Here is a 22,798-nt window from a genome sequence, read left to right on the forward strand (position 1 = left end):
AGGCCGCAATCAACCCCCATCGGCCGACAATGGAGAACCAGCATGCCCTCGATGTACCGCTTCTCGGTGCCCGTCTTTCAACGTGGCCTCGCAAATCTTTCAACCTATCTCGACAAGATCGAGGCTTATGCCGCAGAAAAAGGCACCGATCCGAACGAGCTCGTCGGCGCACGCCTCGTTGACGACATGCTGCCGCTCTCCGGCCAGTTTCAGCGCGCCACCGACAGCGCCAAGCTCGCGATCGCCCGGCTGACCGGCATCGACGCTCCACGCTTCGAAGACAATGAAACCACCGTTGCCGAGTTGCGCGAACGTCTGAAAAAGACGGAGGACTTCCTGGCGACGATTACGGCGGAGACGATGGAAGGCAGCGAAAGCCGGGAAGTAACGATTGCGCCCGGCGGCAACAAGACCGTGCTGAGCGGTGAGGACTATCTCGCAAGCTTCGCGCTGCCGAATTTCTTCTTCCACGTTACCACCGCGCACGGCATCCTGCGCAGCCGCGGCCTGCCGGTCGGCAAGATGACCTATCTCGGTTCGTTTTCCTGATAGCCTACTATCGAAACTTGATCAGGGCCGGCGCGATACCGGCCCTTTTTCTGTCAGCTCGGTATAAGCGAGCGTCTGATCGAGATGCTGTGCCCTGAGAGACAGCAGCTTTTCGGCATAGGCAAGCCGAGTTGCCGCATATTCCGGGTCGTCGGCAAGATTGATGAGCTCCATCGGATCGTTCGCCAAGTCGAACAGCAATGGCGGCAGGCCGGCGAAGTGGACGTATTTGAAATTCTCGTCCCTGATGACAGCGAGATTGCAGGCATTCGACCTGAGACCGAAGTGCCGTTCCGCCCCGCCCTTGGCAATATCGCGGAAATCGAACTCCCAGAACGCCGCATCGCGCCAGTTCTCCGGCTCTGCGCCTTCCAGGAAGGGGATAAGCGTCTCGCCGTCGAGGTGATTGTCAGGCACGAGACCTAGACGATCGCAGAGAGTCGGAAAGATATCGGCGGCGCTGGTGAAGCGCTGCACTTCCTTGCCCATGCCGCCGGGCTGCCCCGGATCGCGGATGACCAGCGGGATGTGATAGCTGCTGTCGAAAAAGCCGCCCTTGCCGAGCATCCAGTGATCGCCCATCATTTCCGCATGGTCCGATGTGAAGACGATCAGCGTATCGTCCCAGGCACCTGCATCCCTCAGCGCCTGCCAGATCCGCCCGAGCTGTGCATCCACTTCGGCGATCATGCCGTAATAAATGGCGCGAATTGCTGCAAAATCGGCTGATGTCCACTCACTCGCGGGCCCCTCGCCGCCATGGACAAAGCCGCCCTTGCCGATCAGCGGCATGGCGAAGGCGAGAAAGGGATGCGCCGCCTGCTCCGCCTGGCGATCTGCAGCACGCGCAAAAGCAGGTCCATCACCCGCGGCAAACATCAGATTATAGGGCTCAGGCACCGAAAACGGCGGATGCGGCCGGAGGAAGGAGACATGCGCGAACCAGGGCTCGTCCTGCTCGCCGAGCCAGCGAATGAACTCGCCAGCCAGAAAAGCCGTCTGCGTCTCGTCCTTGGAATAGGCCGGCGCTGCATTGGAGATCTCGCCAGGCTTTGCACCGACGGGAATATGGATATCGCGGCTGAGGGCTTGGCTGTGACCACGCTTACGCAGCCAGGACAGCCATTGCTTCTCATGTTCAGGTAAAAGCTGACGCGCGCTGAAGCCCGGAAGCACGCCCTCATAGGTCGTCAGATGCGGATCATTCGGGTCCATACCGCGCGGATCCGGCGCCGTATCAGTGTAGCCGAACAGCGTCGGATCGTAGCCGGCGCGCCGTGCGGCAAGCGCCAGATTGTCGAAACGTGCATCCAGCGGCGAACCATTGCGGCAGACGCGATGATTCATCTGATAAAGGCCGGTGTAAAGCGTCGCCCGCGCCGGCGAACAGGGCGCCGCTCCGGCGAAATGTCGGCGGAAGAGCACGCCGTCATCCGCCAGAGCATCGACATTGGGCGTCTTCACAGTGGGATGACCAACGGCGGAGAGACAGTCGCCCCGCCATTGATCGGCCGATATCAGCAACACGTTCGGGCGCTTGCCCGAACCACGCTCAATGCTGGTTGGATTTGGCATGCCAGTTCCAGGCGGATTCGATGATGCGTGAAAGATCATATTTCGGCGACCAGCCGAGAACGTCGCGCGCCTTGTCGTTATTGGCGACGAGGGTGGTCGAATCGCCTTCGCGGCGGCCGACATATTCAACGGGGAAGGGCCGGTTCGATACCGTCTCGATCGTCGAGAGCAATTCCTTGACCGTCGTGCCCGTACCGGTGCCGAGATTGAGCGCGACCGATTCACCGCCCCGCAGCAGATATTCCACCGCCCGGACATGCGCATCCGCAAGGTCAAGCACGTGGATATAGTCACGCACGCAGGTGCCGTCGCGCGTGTCGTAGTCGCTGCCGAACACCTTGAAGCCCTGGCGACGGCCAAGCGCCGCATCGATCGCCAGCGGGATGGCATGGGTTTCAGGCGTATGCCACTCGCCGATGCGCCCTTCGAAATCGGCGCCGGCCGCATTGAAATAGCGCAGTACTACGGAGCGCAGGCCCTTGTACTGGTCGTAGTCGGCAAGCGCCTGCTCGACGATATATTTGGTGCGGCCATAGGGGTTGATCGGCACCTGCCGGTGGCTTTCATCCAGCGGCACGCTCTGCGGCAGGCCATAGGTCGCGCAGGTGGATGAAAACACGAAAGCGCCGATGCCGGCCGCCTGCGCCGCCGACAGCAGCGTCAGCGTGCCGATGACATTGTTCTCATAGAAGGAGACAGGATCCTTCACCGACTCGCCAACCTCGATCAGTGCCGCGAAATGCAGGATCGCGGCTGGTTTGTATTTCGCCAGCACCTCGTCGAGCCGCGCCCGGTCCCGGATATCACCCTCTTCCGCCGGACCCCATTTGACGAATTCGCGATGACCGTTGGAAAAATTGTCGTAGACGACAGGCTGAAACCCCTTGTTCGCCAGATCCAGACATGTATGCGAGCCGATATAGCCGGCTCCGCCGACCACCAGAACCGTTTCCCCTGCCATAACCATCCCTTCTCAACGACTGACTGCTCAAACACGCAGGACCGTGCTCGATCCGATGCGTAGAGTTAGAGACCTCTAGACGAGTTGCAAGACCAGAAAAAGACGCAGGATTTGCTGGCTTGGCGAACACGAACGCGAAGAACGCCGGAACAGCCTATGCCGGCTTTGTTTCAGCCTTGCCTGTATGAAACAGGATTCCAACCAGCGCCAAAACCGGCGGCACGAGGAAACATTCCATGCCGGCGAACATGAAGAGCAGGGCCGCCGCCGCGCAGCCGCAGGCAAAACCGCCGACCGCAGCCCCCATCCGGCCAAGCCTTGCCTTGATGGCGGCTTTCGCTTCTGGGGCAGGCCCACGCAGGAGATCGGCGATATCGATCATGATTTGCGTCGTCGTGCCCGTCATCAACGTCGTCGGCGGCGCCGAGGCAAGATGGACGCGGTGTAAAGCGTTCTGAACGGCCATGGCGGAAACCAGCGTCATCCCGGTAACGATCGCCCGCCAACCGTCGCCGCTGGCGAATGGACCAAAGCTGATGGCGAAGATGGCGGCAAGCACGAGCAGAAGGAATTTCAACGTTAGGATCATCCGCAGCACCGGCAATTTGCGCCGCGACAGATCATCGCCCAGCAGGCGAGCGAGAATGACGACAATGCAGAAAACCGGCAGTGCCAGCAGCTTGGCCGTCGCGCCCGATGTTCCCAGCACCATCGAGGCGCCGAAGGTGACGAAGTTGCCGGTGACATGGGCGGTGAACAGACCCTGCAATGCAAGGAAGCCGGCGGTGTCGACATAGCCGCCATTGATGCTGAGAAGGGTCGGCAGGGTCGGCTTCATCGGCACCTCGTCTTCGCTGTGATCCCATCCGGATTTCGGTTGTTATCACGCGGAACCGGAGGCAATGTCGAGATATCGACAGCCGTCTTGCAAAGAATTTTGGAAAGCCGCTCTAATAGCTATGCTCGTTTTCCAGCGCGGCGATCTCGTCGGTAATCTCCCGGATCCTCTCTTTCAGATCCGCCTCGGTACCGTCGTCGACTTCCCCTTCGCCAAAACAATAGCGCGCTATATGCAGCTCGAGCTTGGATTCCAGCTCCGAGCGTTTCGCATATAAATGGGCAAGATATTTGTTACGCATCGCAAACCACGCATTCCGAGAAAATATGTCTCTGAATACTAAATAAGTTCGCGGCGAAAAGGTTTCGATAGGTGGCGCCGCGACTTTTGGCCTGCCGCGGCGCCTTCAGGGTGGACCGGGCTACCAGCGCCTTATCCGCGCGCGGGGATCATCCGGGCAAGCACGCGATCACGAAGCACATAATGGTGCATGAGGGCTGCGGCGGCGTGAATTCCCGCAACGGCGATGATCGCCCAAGCGGTGTAGTCGTGCAGTTCACCGATCACATGCCGTGTTGGCTGATCGACGACGATCAAGGGTGGCACGGAGAACAGGCCGAAAAAGCTCGGGCCGTTGCCCGAGGCCCAGATCATCAGGAAGCCATAGGACACCTGCGAAATCATCAATGCATAGAGGGCAAAGTGCACAAGCGTCGCCACCACATGCTGAAGCCCGGAGACGGCCGGCGCGGTGCGCCTGTGGGTCGCGATGCGCCAGACGATGCGCAGGACGAGGACGGCGGCCAGCAGAACGCCGAGCGAGACATGCACGAAGATCAAATCCGTGCGCAGAGGCGTTCCGCGCTCGACGAAGCTCCGCGCCTCGGCCAGTGCGAACATGGTCAACACCAGAAGCGCCGTCAGCCAATGAAGCGTGATGGTTAAATGGTCGTAGCGGGCCGCCCGCGCATCCGCAGCGGCCATATTGAAATTACTCATGATTTACGATCTCCTTGGGAGGGACGAGCAGCAAACACCCGAGGCTTCCTTTTTATTCGGCCGCCTCAAAAAGATGGGCGGCATGCGAAGGCACCCCGCCGATGCGCCTATTGCAAAGCCTCTGCCTGATAGTCACATTGATCTGACTTGCACCTGAATTGGCGTCTCGGAACAAAGATTTGCGCTGACACGCCGCTTAGGTTTCGGCTATTTCAAGTCGATTGTTCGAGGTAGATTGTGTTGAGCGAAAAAATTGCCGTCATTGGTCTGGGTTACGTCGGATTGCCTGTCGCGATCGCCCTGGCCGAGAAATTTTCCGATGTGGTCGGTTTCGATATCAAGCCATCCCGCGTCGCCGCCCTGAAAGCAGGGGAAGACGATACGCGTGAGGTTTCGCCGGCGCGCCTGAAGGAAAGCGGCCTGCACATCAGCAGCGACATTCATGATCTGCAAGACCGCGACATCTTCATCGTCGCCGTTCCGACGCCGATCGACCGGAACCGGCAACCGGATCTGAGACCGATGATTTCCGCCTCGCGCACCGTTGGCCAGGCTTTGAAGAAAGGCGGCATCGTCGTCTATGAATCGACGGTCTATCCCGGCGTGACGGAAGAGGTGTGCGGCCCCGTGCTCGCCGAGGTCTCGGGCCTGCGCCAGGGCGAGGATTTTCACGTCGGCTATTCGCCGGAACGGATCAATCCCGGCGACAAGGAACATACGTTCGAACGCATCGTGAAGGTGGTCGCCGGCGACAACGAGGAAACGCTGGAGAGGATCGCCGCCGTTTATGGCGCGGTGGTCGAGGCCGGCATTCACCGCGCACCCAGCATCAAGGTCGCGGAAGCAGCGAAAGTGATCGAAAACACCCAGCGCGACCTGAACATCGCCTTGATGAACGAGCTGTCGATCATCTTCGAGAAAATGGACATCCGCACGGCGGACGTGTTGAAGGCGGCCAGGACGAAATGGAATTTCCTGCCCTTTACGCCCGGTCTGGTCGGTGGCCACTGCATCGGCGTCGACCCCTACTATCTCACCGCCAAGGCCGAGGAGCTCGGTTATCATCCCGAAGTCATCCTCTCCGGCCGCCGCATCAATGACGGCATGGGCGCCTTCATCGCCCAGAAACTCATCAAGATGCTGGTGTCGGCGCAAAAGCCCATTAATGGCGCCAGGATTGGTATCTTTGGCCTGACCTTCAAGGAAAACGTGCCCGATCTACGCAACAGCCGCGTGCCGGACATTATCCGCGAACTGCATCAGTTCGGCCTCGAGCCGCTGGTGCATGACCCCATGGCCAGTCGTCACGAGGCGGAAGAGGAATACGGCGTGCGGCTGGCAGCGCTCGAAGATTTCGGCGAGCTCGACGCTATCGTGCTTGCCGTACCGCACAAATCCTACCTGACCGACGGTGCTGCGCAGATTCTTGGTCTGCTGGGCGAGAACGGCGTGGTGGTCGACGTGAAGGCCGCGCTGGAGCAGAACAATCCACTGCTCAATGGGCACGCAGTCTGGAGCCTGTAAGGGCTAGCTGGTGATCTTTTCGGATGCGGCGACCGTCAGCCGCAGACCGTCATCGACCGAAAAGGGCGGCGACCACCCGGTGATCTCCGCCGTCTCGCCTATATCGACCTGCAGCGAACCCAGGAGCCGTTGCGCCGCCGCACGACGCCCCAGCAGCATCGCAAGCCCTTCCAACAATCGTGGCGGTACGGGGAGCATCAGCGCTTTTTGCCCCATCGCCAAGGAGAGTTTGCCGATCAATTCGCCGATGGAAAGATCCGAGCCATCGCTGATCAGGAACACTCGATTTCCCGCGTCGGGATGGCGCGCGCAGAGCAGGATGAAATCGACAAGATTGCCGACGAACACCAGCGATCTGCGGTTGGCAACCAGGCCGAAAGGCCATGGAAACGGCCGCTTGGCCCACTTCATCAAACTTGCGAAATTCGCCTTCACCCCCGGCCCATAGACAAGAGGCGGCCGGATGATGACGACGTCCATATCCGTTTCCTCGCCGATGGTAAGGAGCGCCTCCTCCGCCTCCCGTTTCGACTGGCCGTAGGGATCTTCGGGATGCGGTATGTCGGATGCCGTAAACGGCTTGCCCGGTGCGGTCGCCTCTCCATTGACCTTGATGGAACTCAGGAAAACGAAGCGTTTCGCGCCGGCCCGAGCCGCCTGTCGCGCCAGATTGACGGTGGCGTCGACATTGGCGGCGCGAAAGGCGGCAAGCGGGTCGGCCGCGGTATCGTTCATGACATGGACACGCGCCGCCAGATGCACGACCGTTTCGACACCCGCGAGCACGCCGGACCAATCCGTGACGCCGTCAAAGGTGCCCACGGTCAAAAAACCTGGCTTCGGCGTACGGCTGATCGGTCGATACCCTATCTGCTGCCGCGAAAGCTCGGCGCAGAGCGCCTGCCCGACGAAACCCGTCGCGCCCGTGACCAGGATCATGCGTCTATCATCCCTTATTCCACCCAGGTTTTTACACGCGTCATGCTTTGCACATTCCCTCCGCAGGGAACAAGCCCGGCAAAATTCGTGAGCAGGACGATTGTGAACAAATCCATGATATGAGATGCACTCCGCACAAAGCCGTCATTGGCGCAACGAGACACGAGCCCCGGCAGAACCATCAGAGACGATGCCCTATACGATCGCCAAGCGCCTTTTCGACTTCCTTGCCGCCCTTGCGGCCGCCGTCTTCTTTTCCATTCCGATCCTGATCGTCGCCGCCGCCGTCCGTTTGACCTCCCCCGGCCCCGTTCTCTACTGGTCGGACCGTGTCGGCCGTGGAAACAGGATTTTCCGCATGCCGAAATTTCGCAGCATGCGGACCGATACCCCTGCGGTTGCGACGCATCTTCTGAAGGATCCCAGCGTCTATCTGACGCCGATCGGCTCTTTCCTGCGCAAATCCAGCTTGGATGAGCTGCCGCAGCTCTGGTGCATCCTGAAGGGCGAGATGAGCATCGTCGGCCCTCGCCCGGCCCTCTTCAATCAGCATGACCTGATTGCGCTACGCACCGAGCGCGGCGTCGACATCCTGCTGCCGGGCCTGACCGGCTGGGCACAGGTCAACGGCCGCGACGAGTTGCCGATCCCGCAGAAAGTGGCGCTGGACGAGGACTATCTGCGCCGGCGCTCGTTTCTTTTCGATGTCAAGATCATCATCCTGACGATGCTGAAAGTTCTGCGCAGTGACGGAGTGACGCATTAACGGGACTGCAATATCGTAAGCTTTTAATATCATAAACGGGCGACGCAAAACGACAACCACCGAAATGCCGTATTCCTGCCTCCTTGCGACCCTACTGGCCAGCAGACACAGGCTTAGGCTTTCCGGAATGGCTGAATGTGGATGAAGGCGGACGACGATATTGGCTCAGTTGCAGACGAATAACCCACCGGTCGATCTCGCATCTGGAAACAATGCCGGCGAACTCGTGCCTGTTATCCTGCCACAACGCCTTTTGATCCTGGGTAGCCTCTTGTGGCTGGTGGTCGTATCGCCGCTCTTCGTCGAAAGCGCCGCCTATCGTTATACCGCGCCCTTCCTCGCCCTCATCGCCACTCACTACTACAGGAAGGCGACTGTGCGCCCCCCCACCGTCTGGCTCGGTTGGCTGTGCATGGGCTGGGGCACCTATGTACTCGCCCGCTTTCTCATCATCTTCTTGATGACGCCGGAGCATACGATCGGTGCATCCGACTGGCTCTATGCCTATCCCTTCTTCTTCCCAGTCCTTGGCGTCGCCCTTTTGCTGTACGAACCGGTGCTGGAGAAAATCATCGCCGCAGTTTTCGCCGTCGCGCTCATCATGTTGATCGCCACGCAACATTTCCGCGACGTCTTTGCCGGCGAAACCGTGCGCCCGTTGATCATGAATAATCAGATTCATGGCGCCGTTGCCTGCGGCATGATCCTGATCTTCACCGCTTTCTGGCTGCTGCACTATCTGACGGAGGAATCCGGCAATCGATCGATCGCCCGCTTCGCCTACATCGCCTCGCCATTGATTGCCGTTCTCTGTCTGATCGCAATCTACGGCGCCAAGTCGAAAGGCGTCTGGCTGGCGCTCGCCGCCACCCTGCCGGTGCTGGGGCTGGTCACTTTGACCTATCTGCGTTTGAAAAACGGCCTTATCGTCGTCGTCTGCGCCGCCGTGCTTCTGCTGGTTGGCGCCTATGCGGTGCGGCACAATATTGACAAGACCGCCGGCCCGACAGTGGCTTCCACCATCGAGATGATCGACAACATCACCAAAAGCCACGACCTCAATAACGCCGTGGCAAGCACGATCACCTCCGATACCACGCCCTTTGCCATGGATGCGCGGCTACAGCTCTGGTCGAACGGCTGGGAGCTCTTCTCTTCCGCACCTATCTTCGGCTGGGGCGGCGAATGGGTGGAGCGCTGGAAACACACGCGCTATGCAGACGTCCAATATACGCTGCTGCACAACGGCTATCTCGAAATGCTGGTGCGTCACGGCTTGTTCGGCGGCCTTGTCATGGCGATCATTCTCGGCGCGCTCATCGTCAATGTCTGGCGTGCGCGCAAGGCGGGCCTCATACCGCGCACCGCCTGGCATGCCTACGCCGTCAGCCTATTCTTCTTTGCATTGACGCTGCTCAGCAACTCCAACAACCGCCTCGCGATCGGCGAAAGCTTTGCGCTGACAAGCTCTGCCTTCGCCTTCTGGTGCGGCATGCGCTTGAGGGGGGAAAGCTTGTTGATGCCGAGCAAGAAACCGCAGGCGGAGGCCGTCAGCGCCTGATCACGATCGGATCAGCGCGGCAACCCTGAGGTCGACGAGTAGTCCCCTACTCCCTCTAGCGCTTTCCTGCACCTGCGCCAGAAGGCATTTGACTGTGCAGTCTTTTGTAGAGCACCGCATAGGCATTACCCATCCGCTCTGCGGTAAAGCACTCTTCGTATCGCAGGCGAGCCGCTTTGCCTAAGGATGCCGCCACCTCACCATCGGCCGTAAGACGTCCCATTGCTTCCGCAAGCGCCGTCGGGTCGTCGGGCTGCACGACATAGCCCGTTCTACCATTTTGGTTGACGAAACTGGTACCCGTGCCGATTTCGCAGGAGATCATCGGTTTGCCGAACATCGCGGCCTCGACGAGCGAAAGGCCAAATGCTTCCGAGCGCAGATTGGAAGGGAATACGAACCCCGTGCATAGTTCGAGAAGGGCAGTCTTGTCCGCATCCGGCAGCGCACCCAGAAAGACGACGTTTCCGAGGCCGTGCTGCTGCGCATATTCCTTCAATGATGCTTCCATCGGACCTTCGCCGACAATGACAATATCGCTGGCCGTCTGTCGCGCAGCCTCAAGAAGGATGTGAACGCCCTTATAATAGCGCAGCACGCCGACAAAGAGGAAAAACGGTTTGGGAAACCGTGTGCGCCAACGCGCTCTATCCTCTTCTTTTGCCTTCCGATAATCCGCCTCGTCCAGACCAAGCGGGATGACGGTGGTCTTATCCTTGTAGCGCTGCAAGACCTCGCTCGTCGCCAGATAATTCGGGGAGGTAGCCACGATTGCACCGACGCTTGCCAGGAAACGGTGCATGACCGGCTCGTAGAGTTTCAGCAGAAATTTCTGCTTCACGATGTCGGAATGGTAGGTCACGACCGTCGGCTTGCCGGGCGGGGCGGCGAGATGGACGACATCCATCATCGGCCACGGAAAATGGTAGTGGACGATGTCGGCCTTCCGGCTCAGCTCTCGAAAACGCCCGAATGCCTCGCGCGAAAAGCCGGTGGAGGCAAACTCCAAATCGAGCTTCGCCTTGTGAGCCATATGGCCGTCAAATTCGACTGTGCCCTTTTCGGGCGTCTTGCTGAGCGAGAGGACGTCGGACTGTATGTCGTGTCTTGCGACGCCCTTGACGATCGCATGGATTGTCCGCTCGACCCCGCCGAAAGTATCCGGCCAATATGTTTTGAAAAAATGTAGAACGCGCATTTCATTCCTGTAGCGAGAGAAACTGCGCAGGTCCATAACCAGTATCGTTCGACGATCTGGATATCAGATCAATCGAATAGCTCGGCGTCCGCCAGCAACGGTTGCCGCTCATCCTTGGCGGAAAGCGTCAGTGCGCCGACCGCTTTCCAGTCGATTGCAAGCGTCGGATCATCCCAACGAATCCCACGGTCGCTCTCTGGAGCATAATAGTCGGTGGTCTTGTAGAGGAACTCGACGCGGTCGCTCAGCGTCAGGAATCCGTGCGCAAAGCCTTCCGGGATCCAGAACTGACGCTTGTTCTCCTCCGACAGGAGGACGCCGACCCACTGACCGAACGTCGGGGAAGACCTTCTGATGTCGACGGCGACATCGTACACCTCGCCGATGACGACCCGAACGAGCTTGGCCTGAGCACGTGGCGGCAATTGATAGTGCAGGCCGCGCAGAACGCCTTTGCCCGACCGGCTGTGATTGTCTTGCACGAATGCCGCGCTTCGCCCGATCGCCGCTTCGAACTTGACCTGGCTGAAGCTCTCAAAGAAAAAACCGCGATCATCGGCAAAAACCGTTGGCTCGATGATCTTGACGTCCGGTATGGCGGTATCGATGGCTTTCATTCGTCTTTCCTGCTTCCCTATGCCCGCATTGGCGTGGCCAGCGGGCGCGCAACGTCACCAAGTGCGTCGTTAAAATACCCGTTCGCGCAGAATTCCGAGAAGATACTGCCCATAGGCGTTTTTCTTCAACGGATCGGCCAGGGCCTCAACTTGAGAGGCATCGATCCAACGGCTTCGGTAAGCGATTTCCTCGGGGCAGGCAACCTTCAGGCCCTGCCGGCTTTCGATGGTGGCGATGTAGTGGCTCGCCTCCAGCATCGATTCATGGGTGCCGGTATCCAGCCAGGCGTAACCGCGACCCATCGTCTGGACGTCGAGCCGCCCAGCCTTGAGGTAATGCGCGTTGACATCCGTTATTTCCAATTCACCGCGTGGCGAAGGACGTATGGATTTTGCCACGTCGACGACGTTCGTATCGTAGAAGTAGAGCCCGGTGACGGCGTAATTGCTCTTGGGGGCCTTTGGCTTTTCTTCGAGGCTGATCGCGCGGCCCTGCGAATCGAATTCAATAACGCCGTAACGGTGCGGATCATGCACGTGATAGGCAAAAACGGTGGCCCCATCCTGCTTGTCGCCCGCCTGATGAAGGAGCTTGGTGAAATCATGCCCGTAAAAGATGTTGTCTCCGAGTACCAGGGCGGACGGGGCGCCGTCGAGAAACGCTTCGCCAATGAGAAACGCCTGCGCAAGACCATCCGGGCTCGGCTGAACCGCATAGTCGAGCTTGATGCCCCATTGGCTTCCGTCCCTCAGCAGCTGCTCGAAACGAGGTGTATCCTGAGGTGTCGAAATGATGAGGATTTCACGAATGCCGGCCAACATCAAAGTCGTTAGCGGATAATAGATCATCGGCTTGTCGTAGATCGGCAGAAGCTGCTTACTGACGGCAAGGGTTGCGGGATATAGGCGCGTGCCAGATCCGCCGGCGAGTATGATGCCTTTACGTGCTTTATTCATTATAGACGTCTCGTCTTGAATTCGTTTTGCAGGCCAATCAGTTCATTTATTGCAACTTATAACTTAAAAACTTTGCATATTTTCAATTACTGGTGGGCGAAAGTATTTCTACCACGTCATTCACGCCCTCCTGCCACGCGGGAAGGGGGAATGCGAAGCAATCCATGAGTTTCGTGCAGTTCAACCTTGAATTTTTCGGTCGTTTTGCCGGCGTCGGATACTCGGCGGTCGAGATCGGCTTGAGAGCATCGAGCGTAAGGGCAAGATTGAAGTGCCTCGCCGATGCCTCGCGGACGATATGCGCGGCGTAGCCGTGCCATGATGTATTGCCCTGCGCGCTCAGGTGATAGGTGCCCGACACATCAAGCGCATCCACGCCGCTGACGACCTCGATGATCCTGCGTGTGACATCCGCAATCAGCGCCGCCGAAGTCGGCGCGCCGATCTGGTCAGCGACGACGTTCAACGTGCTGCGCTCTTGCGCGAGACGCAGGATGGTCTTGAGGAAATTGTTGCCGTGATGGCCAAAAACCCAGCTCGTCCGCAAAATGACGTGATTTGCGCCGGCGGAGCGCACCGCCTCTTCACCCAGCCACTTGCTTTCGCCATAGACCGACTGCGGATTGACCGGATCGGTTTCCACGTAGGGATCCGGTTTCATGCCGTCGAAGACGTAGTCCGTCGAATAATGCACGAGATAAGCATCGTTATCGGCGGCCCAACGCGCCAGCACGCCGGGTGCTGTGGCATTGACCGCCATTGCCTGCTCTTTTTCGCTCTCTGCACGATCGACAGCGGTATAGGCGGCGGGATTGACGATGACGCTTGGCTTGTGCTTTCTGAGGAAAGAGAGAATGCTAGCCTCACTCGACAAGTCCATCTCCGCACGCGTTGCGGCGACAATTTTGCCCAGAGGTACAAGAGAGCGCTGCAATTCGAAGCCGACTTGCCCATTGGTGCCGGTGATCAGAAGCGCGCTCACAGCTGAACCTCATACTGTCTGCCGACCCATTCGCGATAAGCGCCGCTGGTGACATTCCGCACCCAATCCTGATTGGCGAGATACCATTCGACCGTCTTGCGAATACCGGTCTCGAACGTCTCTTCAGGCTTCCAGCCCAATTCACGTTCGAGCTTCCGGGCATCGATCGCGTAGCGGCGATCGTGACCCGGCCTGTCCTTCACGAAGGTGATCTGGTCCTTATAGCGACCACCGGAAACCTTCGGCCGCAGCTCATCGAGGATGCTGCAGATGGTATGAACGACATCCAGGTTGGGCTTCTCGTTCCAGCCGCCGACATTGTAGGTCTCTCCGACCTTGCCGGATTGAAGTACGCGGCGAATGGCGCTGCAGTGATCCCTGACATAAAGCCAATCGCGGATCTGCTGACCGTCGCCATAGATGGGAAGGCTCTTGCCCGCCAAGGCGTTCAGGATCACCAGAGGGATCAGCTTTTCCGGAAAATGATAGGGGCCGTAGTTGTTGCTGCAATTCGTCGTCAATACCGGCAGGCCGTAGGTATGATGCCAGGCGCGCACCAGATGGTCCGACGCAGCCTTGCTCGCGGAATAGGGGCTGTTCGGCTCGTATCGATTGAGCTCGTTGAACGGCGCATCATCCCGCGAAAGCGTGCCGTAGACCTCGTCCGTCGAGACATGAAGAAAGCGAAACGCCTGCTTCTCGCCGCCCGGCAAGCCATCCCAATAGCCGCGGACCGACTCGAGCAGATTGAACGTGCCGACAACGTTTGTCTGAATGAATTCGCCGGGTCCATGGATGGAACGGTCGACATGGCTTTCGGCAGCGAAATTGATGACGGCACGCGGTTTGTGCATGGCGAGCAGGTTATTGATCAAATCGCGATCACCAATGTCGCCGTGAACGAAAACATGGCGATTGTTGCCGTTCAATCGTTTCAGCGTCTCCAAATTGCCGGCATAGGTCAACTTGTCGAGGTTGATCACTGCTTCATCGAAATGATCCAGCCAATCGAGAACGAAATTCCCCCCGATGAAGCCGGCGCCTCCAGAAACCAATATCGTCATTTCGCTTTTATTCTCACCAAAACTTTTCAATACAACTTTTAGTACGCATACGGTCGCCAGACCATATTACCGAGAAATGCTGTCGATGAATGCCTGACTTGTACAACGCCCGCGAATAGTTTGAAAAGCTTTTCCCCGCGAATTCGCTTAAAAATTGCTTCTGGTGCCTTACGATTTTCGTTCGTGAACAGACGCGCCGCCGAGCAGCGCATCGAGAATCCGCCGATCAGGAGAAAATACCAAAGCTTTGCATCAGCCCGGCAGTTGTCAGACATGAGCATGAGTTCACAGCTCATGTCTGTAAAAGGAATATCGGTCGATTGGAAAGCTTAGATTGGCTGGGAAACCTGGATTCGAACCAAGATTAACGGAGTCAGAGTCCGCTGTTCTACCATTGAACTATTTCCCAACAGCCGCCGGACGATAGACGCCCCCGCGGGGAAAGCAGCGCCTCTATAATGGAATTCGCCGCGGATGCAAATACTTTAACGCCAGCGAATACGATTTTTTGGGCAAGGCGCACTCGGCAACCAAGATAGTCGCTGAAGAGTGGCGTTTCCAGATATTTTCTGTGGCGAGGCCGGCTCTGCGGGGTAGCGGACCAAGAACTGACCCGATGCCTCACCCGGTTACGCCGTTCAATCTTGCGATTGCCTTTCCGACTGCCGGCCGCTGTTCCATGGCTTCATACCAGCGGGCGACATTCGGCGCCTCGATGAAATCGATGCCGGCGAATTCGCGCCGCCAGAGCCAGCCGAAATGGGCGATATCGGCGATGGTCAGTTCGTCGCCGGCAACATAGAACGAACGGGCGAGTACACCGTCGAGCACTGACAGCACGCGCCGCGCCTCCGTTTCGAAGCGATTGATCGCCAAGGGGAGTTTTTCATCATTGCGCTTGAAAAAGCCGGCTTGGCCGAAAGCTGGACCGAGGCCGGAGGCGTGGAAGAAAAGCTGCTCGAAGACCCGCGCCCGCATGGCACCCGTGACGGGCAGCAGCCGGCCGGTCTTTTCGGCGAGATAGATGAGAATGGCGGCGGATTCGGAAAGTGTCAGCGGCTTGCCGTCCGGGCCATCCGGATCGAACAGCACCGGCACCTTGCCGTTCGGATTGAGTGTAAGGAACGACTGATCCTTTTGTTCGCCCCTGCGGACGTTGATGGGCTTGAGTTGGTAGGCAATACCAAGTTCTTCCAGCGCGATCGGAATTTTCACGCTGTTCGGCGTGGCGAAGGCATAGAGTTCCAACATGCGAATGGCCTTTCTTGTGCTGAATGCAACATCGTCGTCGCATGCGAGCTCGCGTTGCCGGAAGGCTGGCCAAAGTGATATGTCTCATTCCCAAAAGGCATAAACCGGGGAAGGGACGCATGGACAGGCTGGCGGCGATGGAGACCTTCGTAAGGGTGGTGGAGACCGGCTCCTTCTCTGAAGCCGCCCGGCACTTGCGCGTCGGCCAGCCGGCGGTATCGAAGACGGTTGCGCAACTCGAAGAGCGGCTTGGCGTCAAACTGCTGCTGCGCTCGACGCGCGGGCTGACACCGACCGAATCCGGACAGAGCTTCTATGAACGCGCCAAACGAGCGATCGATGAGGCCGACGAAGCCGATCTTGCTGCGCGCGGGGCGGGCGCCAGCCTCTCTGGCCGCCTGAGAGTCAGCGCCGCCACCACCTTCGCCAGCCTACATGTCGTTCCGCACCTGCCGAAATTTCTTGCCGCCCATCCTGATCTGCAGATCGAGGTGATCCTCGACGACGAAAAGATCGACCTGATCGAAGAGGGGATCGATGTCTCCCTGCGCATGGGCGATCTTGCCGATTCCAGCCTGACGGCGCGCAGGATCAGCCGGGCCCGGCGCTTGGTGGTCGGCGCGCCGGCCTATTTTAAACATGCAGGCGTGCCGGCATCGCCCGATGCGCTCGCCGCCCACGAAACCGTGGTCTACGCCAGGGGCGCCGGCCGCGATGTCTGGACCTTTCGCAAGGGGGAGGCGGAGACGACCGTGACACTGAATGGCCGTGTGCGCGTGTCCGCCGGCGAGGGCGTGCGCGCCGCGGTCCTGGCAGGCATGGGCGTTACCGTCGCCTCGGAATGGATGTTCGCTCGCGAACTCGTCACCGGCGATATCAGAGCCGTGCTGACGGACTGGACGATCGCACCGATCGACCTCTGGGCCGTCTTCCCCACCGGCCGCGTCGCCAGTGCCAAGGCCCGCGCCTTTGCCGCTTTCGTCGAGGAACAACTGGCGCTCGCTCCGAAACTTGCCGTTTGAGGTGATCGAACCCGAGCGGGCGTCAAGCCGGTTTTCGCTCTTTCTCCATTCCCGGCAGGAATAGGCTCTAGTCGCAGCCGTCGGCTACTGCGGCGGCGGCAACACCGTATCTTCATTCCCGTGATCAACAGCAACGCCCCGGTCGCCGAAGACAGTGCGAAGGGGCTGGGAATGAAGGGATTTTATCATGAGCAGGAAACTTGAAGGCAAGATCGCCGTCGTCACCGGCGGCAGCGCCGGCATCGGCTTCGGCACCGCAAAGCGTTTCGTCGAAGAAGGCGCACATGTGTTCATCACCGGCCGCCGCCAGGCTGAACTGGACAAGGCGGTCGCCGAAATCGGCCGCAACGTCACCGCCATTCAGGCCGACGCCTCAAACCTCGCCGACATCGACCGTATCTATTCCATCGTCAAGGAGCGGGCCGGCCGCATCGACGTCCTCTTCGTCAATGCCGGCTTCTACGAATTCGGCACCTTCGGCGAGATCACCGAGGAGCATTTCGACAAGACGTTCAACACCAATGTCCGCGGGCTCCTGTTTGCCGTGCAGAAGGCATTGCCGCTGCTTTCCAAGGGTTCGTCGGTCATTCTCAATGGCTCTATAGCCTCGATAAAGGGCTACCCGTCCTTTTCGGTCTATGACGCCACAAAGGCGGCCGTGCGCTCCTTCGCCCGCGGCTGGATCGTCGACCTCAAGGGCCGCGATATCCGCATCAACGTGCTGAGCCCCGGCCATACCGAAACGCCCGGCCTTGCGGTATTGGCTGATGAGAACGTGCGCAACGTGATGATGGCAAACGTGCCGCTCGGCCGCATGGGCACCCCGGACGATCTCGCCAAGGCGGCCGTTTTCCTGGCCTCGGACGATAGCAGCTACATTACTGGCATCGAGCTCTTCGTCGACGGCGGCGTCGCCCAATTCTGATCGTTTGCCGATTCTGATTTATCACCAGCGCAGCACGCGCTTGCCGACGACATATCCGACCGCCGTCACCACGGCGATGGCGATCGGATACCACAACAGAACAAAAAGCGGACTGTCGTCGTTGCAGTTGGAAGCATAGAAGGTGGCGGCGATGCCGCTGGCCGCGAGCCCCGCGACCGCACCGGCAATGCCCGGTTTCTCCGGTGCACCCTGGCGCAATGCGAAGAGAAAACAGGCGAGTGGCCCGATCGACAGCAGCGGAATGAATGTCAGGCAGAAGCGGGCATTGTGCCCGATCATGCGCGCGCCCCAGGTATCGGCCGGCATGACCATCACCTCGACCAGAGCCGCAGCGACCAATAGTAGCGGTGCAGCGAAAAGCATCCAGCCCCAGGGACGCAGCGATACGCCGGGGCGACCGATGCGGAAGACAACGGCCCCGGCGGTGACGGCCAGCGCAATGGTGACGACGAATTTGAACAGGAAGCGAACCGTTTCCATGGCGGTGCCGATATCGGCGCGAAAACCGATCGCCGCGAAGAAGATCACTCCACTGATGAGGATGCCACCGACGACCGCAAGCACCAGCGCCTGCCCGATCCGCGAGCGGACCGGCGCATCCTGCGCTAGAAGATTGATGAGGTCATCGGTTTTCACTTGTCTCACTCCGATATAAGGCGGCAAGCGCCTTCAATGCGCGATGCAGGGCCACGCGCACCGCACCCTCCGTCATCTTCAGTCGAGCGGCCGTCTCGCGCACGCTGGTTCCTTCGACGGAAATGGAGCGCACGATGGTCCGCTGCGGATCTTTCAATTGCTCCAACATATGATCGACATCAAGACGATCCAAGGCATCCGTGTGCTCTTCCGCCTCCAAAATATCAATGACATCGTCGATCGGCACGCTCATATGCCGCCCGCGCCGTCTCAAGCTGTCGATCAGCTTGTTGCGCACGATGGTCGATATCCACGGACCGATGGGACGAGATGTGTCCCAGGTTCCGCGTTTCAGATGCATCGTCAGCAACACTTCCTGGACCACGTCCTCGGCCTCGCTTGCCGGCGCGCCGAACTGATCGCAGCGTCTGCGCGCCATGGCGCGCAAATGCGGAGTGACAGTGGAAAGGAAGCGATGATAGGCCTGCGCATCGCCGTTGACGGCGGCTCGCATCCAGACTGCCCATTCCTCTTCGCGCGCCGAATAATTCATTCGACACCTCCTTCTACGCGCGACCGCACGATTTCGTTACCGGCAATGGTCCCTCTTTTTTCAGAACCTTGTCGGAATCGGATTTCAGCCGAAAACGGATGCGCTGACGATTGGACATCATCCGGCAATTTTGCCAGAGCGCGGCATGAAAGAGTGCGGTATGGGACCGCCGCGATTTCACGATCAGCCACGTATTACCTCCCCTGAGCACAGGCGTCGTTCCCGCCGCTCCCCATGCTGCAGCGTCATCCCTTTGGAATCAAACCTCATCTATCGCCCCCGGTATACACGCAGAGAATTGGATAATAGACTGCCCTCGCCGGAGCTTGGGCGGCATTCAAAAAAATTATCGTAGCGTCTGTAATATTCGCAGAGCGGCTGCGTAGACATCAGTGCAATGCAATGACGGTTCATACTCTTTACGGGGACAGTCTTATGAAAGACAGCATCGTCGCTCTGGCCATTGCAAGTACATTGGCTTCTGCGGTCGCATCCCTTGTCGCTGCCCCCGCCGCAGCCGCCGATGGCAAGGCCAAGGAAAAGTGCTACGGCGTTGCCCTCAAGGGCCAGAACGATTGCGCCGCCGGTGCAGGCACTACTTGCGCCGGTACCTCGACGATCGACTACCAGCGGAATTCCTGGAAGCTGGTTCCCTCCGGAACATGCGAAACGATCAAAACGCCGAACGGCCATGGCACCCTGACACAGGGACCGGCGCCCGTGTGATCGAAGCCGCCCGCCAAGGTCGGACCGGCCGACCGCACGGACAGACGGCGCAGCGTCCGCCGCGCAGCCGTCTCGCGAAACCCGCGAGGTCCGCAGAGTTGCTTGCCGTGAAACCATCAGGGTTTCCCCGTCGCGATGCGGAACGGATAGGCTGGAGCACCGGCGATCAATGCGCGTCGCTCCGGGAATCGAGCAGCGCAAACGCCGGACGAATGAGCCCTTCTAGCAGCGCCCTTTCAGGCCGGGTGCGCGCCAGAACACGAATGCCGAGCAGCATGCCGAGCAACATCCGCGCCATGTCGTCGGCCGACTGTCCGTTGCTGATGGTGCCGTCCCGGTGGCCCGCTTCGACGCAGCGCCGGAAGAAGGCTTCGACCTGAACAAGGACATTGGCGACCACCCGCTGAAATTCCGGATCGTGCGGCGCAACCTCCAGCGCCGAATTGACCAGCATGCAGCCCTTGCGCTTGGTATCTTCCAGCGAACGGGCAACGATCTCATTGAAGAAAGCCTCGATCGCCTGGCGGGGCGGCAGATTGCCTTCGAAGCGACCGACGCGATCACCGAAACTATGGTCGACATAATAATCGAGCGCGCGTCGATAAAGCGAGCGTTTGTCGCCGAAGGCGTTGTAGATGCTGGCGCTGGTCAGGCCCATGACCTCGGCGAGATCACGGATCGAGGTTGCCTCGTAACCGTGTTCCCAAAAACGCTCGACCGCCAGCAGCAACACGGCCTCCTCATCAAATTCCCTTGGCCGGGCCATGGCCCAAGTCTCCCAAAAAGTTGATCCCTGCCCGAATGGCGCGGATAATATTCGTCCTGTAATTTAAAACGAACGTTCTAAAACGCAAGGCAATGACCGGACCAGAATTTGAGAATGAGGGACGGTCCCGCCATTTTCACGTCGACGATCCCTAACTGATCCGGCCATCCAAAAAGGAGACACGCCATGACCAAGGTCGCACTCTATGTCGAACTGAAAGCCAAAACCGGCAAGGAGGAAGAGGTCGCCGCCTTCTTGAAAAGCGCCGTCGGTCTGCTGACACAGGAACCGCAGACTATCGCCTGGTTCGCCGTCCGCTTCGATCACAACACCTTCGCCATCTTCGACGCCTTCGACAGCGAAGACGGCCGCCAGGCCCACCTCAAAGGCCCGATCGCGGCCGCGTTGATGGCCCGTTATGACGAGCTGTTTGAAGGCCCGCTGGCCATCAAGAACCCGGACGTCCTGGCAGACCGGCTGCCGGGCTAACTGGTCACCGCGCGACGGCAGTGTATGCGCCGCTGCCAGTGCGACAACGTCCGAATTGTGGCGTCGGGCACTCGCACGAGTCGCTTTGAGGAGTCGGCCGCACGAACGGTGCGGGGTGGGCTGTTGCGCTGTGACAGCGATGCATGCCTTGATCGACATCTTGAGCCAGATGCCCGAGGACATCGCCTTCGACATGGAAGGCGAAATCGGCGGCGATGCGACCGAACGGTCGCTGTCAAGAAAGGCGCGGAAATCGGCGGCACCGTCCGCGCGGGCCTGAAGTCGTGCGGCCTCTGGAAGGTGGACTCCAGCCTCTTCACCACCAAAACTTCGCTGCGGTCCATTGAAAAGCATAGGCTGCCCTGTCCTCAGGTTTAGCCTTCCCTCTCCTTTGACCCGATCGATCGCCAACATGCTTGGGCATAGAGTCCGCGCCGTGGCACGTGACGAAACATCTCGATCACGCAAAACAGGAGCGCATCATGTCGCAGGCAGAAACAACACCCCGTACGATTGGTCAGCAGGAGACAAACATGAGCCTAGACAACACCTCCCACCCCGGGAGAACGAGACCCGAAGAGCTGGTTCCGTCGCGCTACGCCGTACGGATCGGCGAGATTGACGTGCTGGTGGTCAGCGATGGGGTGCTGCCGCTCCCAACCGCGATGCTGGGACACAACGCCGACCCGGCCGTCCGGGCCGCCTGGCTGAACGACATGTTCCTGCCGCCCGACGCTTTCGACTGGTCGCTGAACGTGGTTGTGGTGCGTAGCGGCGGGCAGACCATACTTATCGACGCCGGGCTAGGATTGGACCCGAACCTGAACTTGCCGCGGGCCGGGCAGTTGATCAAGCGACTCGAGGCCGCCGGCATCGATCTATCGTCCGTGACCGACGTGGTGCTTACCCACATGCACATGGACCACATTGGCGGACTGCTCGTCGGCGGCGTAAAGGACCGGCTGCGTCCCGACCTGCGGATCCACGTGGCGGCCGCCGAGGTCAAATTCTGGGAGTCGCCCGACTTCTCCCACGTCTCCATGCCGCCGGGTTTCCCGGACGCGCTTCGGGCGACCGCCAAGCGGTTCGCGGAAGAGTACCGCAGCCAGCTGCGGCTGTTCGACGAGGAGTACGAGGTAGCGCCGGGGGTGGTCGTCCGTCGCACCGGCGGCCACACTCCCGGGCACAGCGTGGTTCGCCTGGCATCCGGCGGCGATCGGCTGACCTTTGCCGGTGATGCCGTGTTCGCGGTCGGGTTCGATCACCCCGACTGGTACAATGGTTTTGAACACGACCCCGAAGAGGCGGCCCGTGTTCGGATCGGTCTTTTGACGGAGCTGGCGACAACCGGCGAACAGCTGGTGGCCACTCACCTGCCGTTCCCGTCCGTCGGCCGGGTGGCGCTCGATGGCGACCACTTTCGATGGGTACCGGTTTTCTGGGACTACTGACCGCTTGTTGGTCAGGGCCGAACTAGGGCATGACCCATAACGGCCCGATCCAGATGCGTGTCGCAGCCAGCTTGATGGCGGCGAGAAAGTTGCGCGGGTCTTTGTCGTATCCGGTTGCGATGCCGCGGAACTGTTGAGTTGGTTGAAGAAACGCTCGATCATATTGCGAGACTTGGCCCAAGCTCGTTTTCTTTGGCCAAGTCTCGCAAGGCATTGCTGTCGTAGGCGCGGTCAGCAAGGAGGATCGCGCCAGCGTGCACGTCCTGCTGCATCGTTTCTGCTATCCTGATATCGTGGGCTTGCCCCGCTGTCAGATCAAGGCTGATTGGCCTGCCGTCGGCGTCGCCTTCATGTTTGCGAGCAGCATTACCCGGCCGCGTGACCGGCGGCTTTCGGATCGAATGACCGTTTGGGAGGTCACGCCGACG

The 22,798-nt window shown here is 59.5% G+C and carries 25 protein-coding genes, 1 tRNA gene and 1 pseudogene; 10 read left to right on the forward strand and 17 right to left on the reverse strand.

Going from position 1 to position 22,798, the window contains the following annotated elements:
• The first annotated feature begins 42 nt into the window (after positions 1-42).
• Positions 43-549, forward strand: coding sequence for a DUF1993 family protein (locus tag FHT86_RS26010; protein ID WP_133708783.1), 507 nt, complete (start codon positions 43-45; stop codon positions 547-549).
• Positions 550-570: 21 nt separating this feature from the next.
• Here the strand turns inward: FHT86_RS26010 and FHT86_RS26015 are convergent, their stop codons facing one another.
• From FHT86_RS26015 to FHT86_RS26035, 5 genes are all read right to left on the reverse strand, one after another.
• Positions 571-2,124, reverse strand: a complete 1,554-nt coding sequence (locus FHT86_RS26015) for an alkaline phosphatase family protein (RefSeq protein ID WP_133708782.1) — start codon at positions 2,122-2,124, stop codon at positions 571-573.
• Positions 2,102-3,085 (reverse strand): UDP-glucose 4-epimerase GalE, encoded by a 984-nt coding sequence (gene galE / locus FHT86_RS26020; protein WP_028751579.1) that lies wholly within the window; start codon positions 3,083-3,085, stop codon positions 2,102-2,104. Before galE ends, FHT86_RS26015 begins: the two co-directional genes overlap by 23 nt.
• 154 nt (positions 3,086-3,239) lie before the next feature.
• Positions 3,240-3,923, reverse strand: a complete 684-nt coding sequence (locus tag FHT86_RS26025) for a YoaK family protein (RefSeq protein WP_133708781.1) — start codon at positions 3,921-3,923, stop codon at positions 3,240-3,242.
• 112 nt (positions 3,924-4,035) lie between these two features.
• Positions 4,036-4,224, reverse strand: a complete 189-nt coding sequence (locus tag FHT86_RS26030; RefSeq protein ID WP_133708780.1) for a hypothetical protein — start codon at positions 4,222-4,224, stop codon at positions 4,036-4,038.
• A gap of 131 nt (positions 4,225-4,355) precedes the next feature.
• Positions 4,356-4,922, reverse strand: a complete 567-nt coding sequence (locus tag FHT86_RS26035; RefSeq protein WP_133708779.1) for a cytochrome b — start codon at positions 4,920-4,922, stop codon at positions 4,356-4,358.
• A 237-nt stretch (positions 4,923-5,159) separates the two neighbouring features.
• Between FHT86_RS26035 and FHT86_RS26040 the strand changes: the two genes are divergently transcribed.
• On the forward strand, positions 5,160-6,446 hold the full coding sequence (locus tag FHT86_RS26040; protein WP_133708778.1) for a nucleotide sugar dehydrogenase: 1,287 nt from the start codon (positions 5,160-5,162) through the stop codon (positions 6,444-6,446).
• 3 nt (positions 6,447-6,449) lie between these two features.
• Here FHT86_RS26040 and FHT86_RS26045 read toward each other — a convergent pair whose 3' ends face one another.
• Positions 6,450-7,385 (reverse strand): UDP-glucose 4-epimerase family protein, encoded by a 936-nt coding sequence (locus tag FHT86_RS26045; protein WP_133708777.1) that lies wholly within the window; start codon positions 7,383-7,385, stop codon positions 6,450-6,452.
• A gap of 190 nt (positions 7,386-7,575) precedes the next feature.
• On the opposite strand from FHT86_RS26045, the gene FHT86_RS26050 reads away from it, so the two are divergent.
• Together FHT86_RS26050 and FHT86_RS26055 are read left to right on the forward strand one after the other, a co-directional pair.
• On the forward strand, positions 7,576-8,151 hold the full coding sequence (locus tag FHT86_RS26050) for a sugar transferase (RefSeq protein WP_133709262.1): 576 nt from the start codon (positions 7,576-7,578) through the stop codon (positions 8,149-8,151).
• Between the two features lie 169 nt (positions 8,152-8,320).
• On the forward strand, positions 8,321-9,712 hold the full coding sequence (locus tag FHT86_RS26055; RefSeq protein ID WP_246779646.1) for an O-antigen ligase: 1,392 nt from the start codon (positions 8,321-8,323) through the stop codon (positions 9,710-9,712).
• Positions 9,713-9,767: 55 nt separating this feature from the next.
• On the opposite strand, the gene FHT86_RS26060 is transcribed toward FHT86_RS26055, so the two are convergent.
• From FHT86_RS26060 to FHT86_RS26090, 7 genes are all read right to left on the reverse strand, one after another.
• Positions 9,768-10,910, reverse strand: a complete 1,143-nt coding sequence (locus FHT86_RS26060) for a glycosyltransferase family 4 protein (RefSeq protein WP_133708775.1) — start codon at positions 10,908-10,910, stop codon at positions 9,768-9,770.
• Between the two features lie 68 nt (positions 10,911-10,978).
• Positions 10,979-11,527: a dTDP-4-dehydrorhamnose 3,5-epimerase gene (rfbC, locus tag FHT86_RS26065; protein WP_133708774.1), complete on the reverse strand. Its 549-nt coding sequence runs from the start codon at positions 11,525-11,527 to the stop codon at positions 10,979-10,981.
• A 69-nt stretch (positions 11,528-11,596) separates the two neighbouring features.
• Positions 11,597-12,484: a glucose-1-phosphate thymidylyltransferase RfbA gene (rfbA, locus tag FHT86_RS26070; protein ID WP_133708773.1), complete on the reverse strand. Its 888-nt coding sequence runs from the start codon at positions 12,482-12,484 to the stop codon at positions 11,597-11,599.
• Positions 12,485-12,566: 82 nt separating this feature from the next.
• Entirely contained in the window at positions 12,567-13,466 is a 900-nt protein-coding gene (rfbD, locus tag FHT86_RS26075; protein WP_133708772.1) for a dTDP-4-dehydrorhamnose reductase, read from the reverse strand.
• Positions 13,463-14,530, reverse strand: a complete 1,068-nt coding sequence (rfbB, locus tag FHT86_RS26080) for a dTDP-glucose 4,6-dehydratase (RefSeq protein WP_133708771.1) — start codon at positions 14,528-14,530, stop codon at positions 13,463-13,465. Before rfbB ends, rfbD begins: the two co-directional genes overlap by 4 nt.
• A 335-nt stretch (positions 14,531-14,865) precedes the next feature.
• Positions 14,866-14,939, reverse strand: a tRNA-Gln gene (locus tag FHT86_RS26085).
• Between the two features lie 212 nt (positions 14,940-15,151).
• A complete protein-coding gene (locus tag FHT86_RS26090) occupies positions 15,152-15,781 on the reverse strand; it encodes a glutathione S-transferase family protein (RefSeq protein WP_133708770.1) in 630 nt (209 codons plus the stop codon).
• Between the two features lie 119 nt (positions 15,782-15,900).
• Here FHT86_RS26090 and FHT86_RS26095 point away from each other — a divergent pair, with 119 nt between their 5' ends.
• Both FHT86_RS26095 and FHT86_RS26100 read left to right on the forward strand, forming a co-directional pair.
• Positions 15,901-16,803: a LysR family transcriptional regulator gene (locus FHT86_RS26095; RefSeq protein WP_133708769.1), complete on the forward strand. Its 903-nt coding sequence runs from the start codon at positions 15,901-15,903 to the stop codon at positions 16,801-16,803.
• A gap of 187 nt (positions 16,804-16,990) precedes the next feature.
• Complete coding sequence (locus FHT86_RS26100) at positions 16,991-17,728, forward strand: SDR family oxidoreductase (RefSeq protein WP_133708768.1); 738 nt, start codon at positions 16,991-16,993, stop codon at positions 17,726-17,728.
• Between the two features lie 21 nt (positions 17,729-17,749).
• On the opposite strand, the gene FHT86_RS26105 is transcribed toward FHT86_RS26100, so the two are convergent.
• Together FHT86_RS26105 and FHT86_RS26110 are read right to left on the reverse strand one after the other, a co-directional pair.
• Positions 17,750-18,385: an NrsF family protein gene (locus FHT86_RS26105; RefSeq protein ID WP_133708767.1), complete on the reverse strand. Its 636-nt coding sequence runs from the start codon at positions 18,383-18,385 to the stop codon at positions 17,750-17,752.
• Positions 18,372-18,938 carry a sigma-70 family RNA polymerase sigma factor gene (locus tag FHT86_RS26110; RefSeq protein ID WP_133708766.1) on the reverse strand — a complete coding sequence of 189 codons (567 nt, stop codon included), beginning with the start codon at positions 18,936-18,938 and terminating at the stop codon, positions 18,372-18,374. The genes FHT86_RS26105 and FHT86_RS26110 overlap by 14 nt, the downstream gene beginning before the upstream one ends.
• A gap of 435 nt (positions 18,939-19,373) precedes the next feature.
• Between FHT86_RS26110 and FHT86_RS26115 the strand changes: the two genes are divergently transcribed.
• A complete protein-coding gene (locus tag FHT86_RS26115) occupies positions 19,374-19,664 on the forward strand; it encodes a DUF2282 domain-containing protein (RefSeq protein ID WP_133708765.1) in 291 nt (96 codons plus the stop codon).
• Between the two features lie 166 nt (positions 19,665-19,830).
• Here the strand turns inward: FHT86_RS26115 and FHT86_RS26120 are convergent, their stop codons facing one another.
• Entirely contained in the window at positions 19,831-20,430 is a 600-nt protein-coding gene (locus FHT86_RS26120; RefSeq protein WP_133708764.1) for a TetR/AcrR family transcriptional regulator, read from the reverse strand.
• Positions 20,431-20,616: 186 nt separating this feature from the next.
• Between FHT86_RS26120 and FHT86_RS26125 the strand changes: the two genes are divergently transcribed.
• From FHT86_RS26125 to FHT86_RS26130, 3 genes are all read left to right on the forward strand, one after another.
• Positions 20,617-20,919, forward strand: a complete 303-nt coding sequence (locus FHT86_RS26125; RefSeq protein ID WP_133708763.1) for a putative quinol monooxygenase — start codon at positions 20,617-20,619, stop codon at positions 20,917-20,919.
• Positions 20,920-21,058: 139 nt separating this feature from the next.
• Positions 21,059-21,199: a hypothetical protein gene (locus tag FHT86_RS37680; protein ID WP_166656865.1), complete on the forward strand. Its 141-nt coding sequence runs from the start codon at positions 21,059-21,061 to the stop codon at positions 21,197-21,199.
• Between the two features lie 202 nt (positions 21,200-21,401).
• A complete protein-coding gene (locus FHT86_RS26130; RefSeq protein ID WP_133708762.1) occupies positions 21,402-22,370 on the forward strand; it encodes an MBL fold metallo-hydrolase in 969 nt (322 codons plus the stop codon).
• Between the two features lie 22 nt (positions 22,371-22,392).
• On the opposite strand, the pseudogene FHT86_RS38175 reads toward FHT86_RS26130, so the two are convergent.
• A pseudogene (locus FHT86_RS38175) lies at positions 22,393-22,714 on the reverse strand (transposase); the annotation flags it as partial.
• Positions 22,715-22,798: the final 84 nt, after the last annotated feature.

Source organism: Rhizobium sp. BK313, assembly GCF_014193655.1.
Classification (GTDB): domain Bacteria; phylum Pseudomonadota; class Alphaproteobacteria; order Rhizobiales; family Rhizobiaceae; genus Rhizobium.